Source organism: Effusibacillus lacus (genome assembly GCF_002335525.1).
GTDB lineage: Bacteria > Bacillota > Bacilli > Tumebacillales > Effusibacillaceae > Effusibacillus > Effusibacillus lacus.
In genome coordinates this window covers 1-4,400 of sequence record NZ_BDUF01000058.1, presented here as the reverse complement: position 1 = coordinate 4,400, position 4,400 = coordinate 1, and the positions used below count along the sequence as shown (strand labels likewise).

Here is a 4,400-nt window from a genome sequence, read left to right as displayed (position 1 = left end):
TCTTGAAACCCCTTCGTATGAAACGAGGGGGGAACTAAAAAGTGACATTTTCATAGAACAGTTAAGGTGACATTTTCACTGAATCTTGACATAATTCTCATGCAATAATTCTCAAATTTTAAAAAGGCGGTGCTGGTCATGTATGATGTACACACTCACTTTGTTCCACCGGATGTATTGGGTTGGCTCAAAGAGAACGAAAAAACAGTCCATGCAACATGGGAAAAAAAAGATCCGAACAAAGCGGAATTCCTGACTGTCAATGGAAAATGGGCATTCGAGCTGAAGGAATCATTTTACAATGAAACGAAATATTTTCAAAATCAGGCGGAGGTTGGAGTTAAGCACTCTCTGGTTTCCCCGATTCCGCAGCTCTTTTTATATGAATTTCCTGTAGAAGTAACAAACGAAATGGCAAGCGTATACAACGTTTCCCTGGCAAAATGGGTTCGTTCTCAACCGGCGAAACTGTCAGCGCTCGCCACGGTCCCGTTAAACAATCCGTCATTGGCGGCAGATGCATTGGCCAATGCAATCGATATGGGGTTGAAAGGGGCATGCATCGGTCCGGGGACTTCAGGCCATATGCTGTCAGATGACGTATATGTCCCTTTTTGGGAAGAAGCGAACCGCCGACGGGCCATTGTCTTTCTCCATCCGTTGCTGAGTGAAGATCCGAGGCTGCACCGGAGGATGATGCCCAATCTAATTGGCGTTCCTTGGGAAACTACCATCTGTGCCGCCGACATTCTACTAAGCGGCATGTTGGATAAATATCCCAACGTCAAAATCCTGTTGGCCCATGGAGGTGGCTTCCTGCCCTATCAAATTGGCCGCTTAAACAAAGGATATGAGCAATGGAAGCCTATTGCCGATTCCCTGGAGGCCCCTCCGACAGACTATTTAAGACGTTTTTGGTATGATTCCGTTCTTTGGAATCGACCAGCGTTGGAATACCTGCTTTACGTCGTGGGCGAAGACCGGGTCGTGCCGGGATCGGATTTTCCGTTCGATCTTTGCGCTTGGCCTCCCTTGATGTACAACGAGAAAGGGATTCAATCCCTCTTGTTTGAATAGTCATCGCACTTCCCCGGAAACAAGGCAAGAAAAAACATGCAAGCATTTCAAAACCCGATCTTTTGCAGACCGGGTTTACTTGTTGCAATTTCTGAAGCCAGCTTATGTCCAGTTCGTTCACGGAAACCGGTATCTGTTCGGAACCTGCTGACATCTGACAGGATGTAGCTGTACCTTCCTGAAGTTGATTGAACGCCCTGCATGATATCGATACAAAGCGGTTTAAATAAAATATTTTCTATCGACCCGGAATATCCGATACCGCAGTTCCGCCGATTCCCCAATGAGTCTTGGGAACTTCCGTAACGAGCACGCGAACCCCTTCCTTTGGTACATCCAGAGTTTCGGCAATCGTATCCGTTACATTCCGTATGACTTCTTTTACCTTTTCTTCAGGTCTCCCTTGTAACATCTGAATATTAACAATCGGCATTCGCTATTCTCCCTTTCGTTCGAAGCTGAATAAATGTCTACTCCTTGACTGTAAAACTGACCTCGCCCAATCCGTCAAGCTTGGCTGACACTGTATCGCCGACAGTCAACAGTACCGCTTCGGTTACTCCACCGGTCAAGATGACGTCTCCGGCTCTTAGCTTTTCTCCTTTGCGGGCCAGCATATTGGCCAACATAGCGACTGAGTTGGCAGGATGCCCCAATACGGCTGCCCCAGCTCCCAAAGCTTTAATCTCCCCGTTAATCGATAGCGTCACACCGACAAGATCGAGTTCCAAATTCGACGGACGGGTGAGACGGCTCCCCAATACAACCCTCGAAGAAGAGGCGTTATCCGCAATGACGTCAGGCAGATTGAATTTAAAGTTCTCATATCGGCTGTCAATAATCTCAAGCGCGGGAGTTACATATTCGGTGGCAGCCAATACTTGGACTCCCGAGACGCCGGGTTCTTCGATATCGCGGCCTAAAATAAATGCGATTTCCGCCTCCACTTTGGGGTGAATCAGTTCCTGCATCCGCAATTCGCCGCCGTTCGGCAGCGCCATGTAGTCGAAAATATACCCGTAAATCGGTTCCTCTACATTCATCTGCTTCATTTTTGCCTGACTGGTGAGCCCCATTTTCGGTCCGAGAATTTTGCAGCCCTGCGCAAGTTTGATTTTCACAAGTTCTTCCTGAATCCGATAGGCATCCTGCACCGATAGTTCGGGATGGTCCGCTGTTAGGCGCGTGACTTCCTTCTTTTCTGTCTCAGCGCTGTTCAAAAATTCAGCTATGGATTTGAAGTTTATGTCCCCCATGCTTTTCCTCCTCTAGCCGACGGAAACCTTTGCTTTTTTGCCGGCAATCTCCGCAGCCACATCCACAATCATGTCTTCCTGGCCGCCGACTACTTTCCGTTTTCCAAGTTCAACCAGAATGTCGCGGGAGTCAAGGCCAAATTTTTTCGACGCTCGCTGTGCATGGAGCAAGAAGCTGGAATATACACCTGCATAACCCAAAACAAGGCTGTCCTTTGTGATTTCCTGTGGTACCTGAAGAATCGGAGCGACAATTTCTTCCGCCAAGTCCATCATTTTATAAATATCAATTCCGGTTTGAATGCCCAAACGGTCCAGCACGGCAACAAGAACCTCGGTTTGCGTGTTGCCGGCTCCCGCCCCCAAACAGCGAACACTTCCGTCGATTCGGGTTGCTCCTTCTTCAATCGCCACTAAGGTATTGGCCATTGCCAGAGACAAGTTGTTGTGCCCGTGGAAACCAACATTGATTTTCAGGCTTTGGCGCAGAGCCCGAATCCGCTCTTTCACTTCTTGCGGAAGTAATGCTCCCGCGGAATCCACCACGTAAACGGTGTCAGCACCGTAGCTTTCCATCAGTTTCGCCTGCTCAACCAGCTTTTCCGGCGGTGCCATATGAGACATCATTAAGAATCCGACGGTCTCCAGCCCCAAATCTTTCGCCAATGCAATATGCTGGGCCGAAATATCCGCCTCGGTGACATGAGTGGCAATCCGGGCCATTTTGACGCCCAAATTGGCAGCCTGCTTCAATTCCTGCATAGTGCCGATGCCCGGAAGCAGCAGTACGGCAATTTTGGCTTGTTTGCAAACGGAAACCGCCGCTTCGATCAGTTCCATTTCATTTGTGCGGGATAAGCCGTACTGCAAAGAGGAACCGGCAAGACCATCACCGTGAGACACTTCAATGTATGGAACATTTGCTTCATCAAGCGCCTTTGCAACATTCACCACTTGTTCAACAGTAAATTGATGCGCAATCGCATGGCTCCCGTCGCGCAGGCACACTTCGGTAATAACCACATCACGCTTTGCTGTCATTTGACTCACTCCCCTCGCATGTTTTATACGACCGCTTTTGCCAGCCGATGCTTTGCGAACTCTTCCGCCACTTTCACGGCCGCCGCCGTCATAATGTCCAGGTTTCCGGAGTATTTTGGCAGGTAATCGCCTGCTCCCTCCACTTCAAGAAAGACGCTGACCCGATTGCCGTCAAAAATAGGCTCTGTGCGAAGACGATAGCCGGGTACATAGGACTGGATCGTCTCTACCATTTCAGTCACAGAACGGGTAATCGCTTCTTCATCCACCAGCTCTCCATTCACGAGAGCGTAAACGGTATCCCTCATCAGAATGGGAGGTTCGGCCGGATTCAATATGATAATTGCCTTCCCTTTTTTGGCCCCTCCGATCTGCTCGATGCCGTGAGCAGTTGTTTCGGTAAACTCGTCAATGTTTGCACGAGTGCCGGGACCAGCGCTTTTGCTGGAAATAGTGGCAACTATTTCAGCGTATTCGACCGGACACACACGATGAATCGCATGTACAATCGGGATCGTTGCCTGCCCGCCGCACGTTATCATGTTGATATTGGTTTGGTCCAAATGGGATCCGAGATTGACCGCAGGCACAACAAACGGACCAACCGCCGCAGGAGTCAGATCGATCGCCAGTTTTCCCGCTTCTTTTAAAAGCTTTGCGTGATGAAAATGTGATTTTGCCGATGTGGCATCAAACACAATGTCTGCCAGATCGGGATTCTGAAGAAACCCTTCAATCCCGCTGTCAATCGCTTCATATCCAAATTCTCTGGCCCGGCGCAGTCCATCCGAGTCGGGATCGATTCCAACCATGGCTGTCAATTCCAAAACGGCGGAACGCCGCAGCTTAAGCATCAGGTCCGTTCCGATATTACCCGAGCCGATGATGGCCGCTTTTACTTTCGACACAGGAATCCCCTCCTTTGTAAATATATAGCTTCTCGGAATTAAATTTCCCTTGCTGGCTCCAGTCTCTTGACTAGGGCCATTTATTGTTTCACCCCCAAAACAGGAGTGCGAACAAATT

Annotated in this window: 5 protein-coding genes; 1 reads left to right on the top strand and 4 read right to left on the bottom strand. The window is 49.1% G+C overall.

Features of this window, described 5'->3' with window-relative positions:
• Nucleotides 1-138: 138 nt before the first annotated feature.
• Complete coding sequence (locus tag EFBL_RS11370) at nt 139-1,077, top strand: amidohydrolase family protein (RefSeq protein ID WP_096182253.1); 939 nt, start codon at nt 139-141, stop codon at nt 1,075-1,077.
• A 238-nt stretch (nt 1,078-1,315) separates the two neighbouring features.
• Here EFBL_RS11370 and EFBL_RS11365 read toward each other — a convergent pair whose 3' ends face one another.
• From EFBL_RS11365 to EFBL_RS11350, 4 genes are read right to left on the bottom strand one after another with little or no spacing between them, the layout of a single operon-like run.
• Nucleotides 1,316-1,510: a 4-oxalocrotonate tautomerase gene (locus EFBL_RS11365; protein WP_096182252.1), complete on the bottom strand. Its 195-nt coding sequence runs from the start codon at nt 1,508-1,510 to the stop codon at nt 1,316-1,318.
• 37 nt (nt 1,511-1,547) lie between these two features.
• Nucleotides 1,548-2,333 (bottom strand): 2-keto-4-pentenoate hydratase, encoded by a 786-nt coding sequence (locus EFBL_RS11360; RefSeq protein ID WP_096182251.1) that lies wholly within the window; start codon nt 2,331-2,333, stop codon nt 1,548-1,550.
• A gap of 12 nt (nt 2,334-2,345) precedes the next feature.
• The gene (dmpG, locus tag EFBL_RS11355; protein ID WP_096182250.1) at nt 2,346-3,374 is read right to left on the bottom strand and encodes a 4-hydroxy-2-oxovalerate aldolase; all 1,029 of its coding nucleotides are present in this window, start codon (nt 3,372-3,374) and stop codon (nt 2,346-2,348) included.
• Between the two features lie 23 nt (nt 3,375-3,397).
• Complete coding sequence (locus tag EFBL_RS11350) at nt 3,398-4,282, bottom strand: acetaldehyde dehydrogenase (acetylating) (RefSeq protein ID WP_096182249.1); 885 nt, start codon at nt 4,280-4,282, stop codon at nt 3,398-3,400.
• Nucleotides 4,283-4,400: the final 118 nt, after the last annotated feature.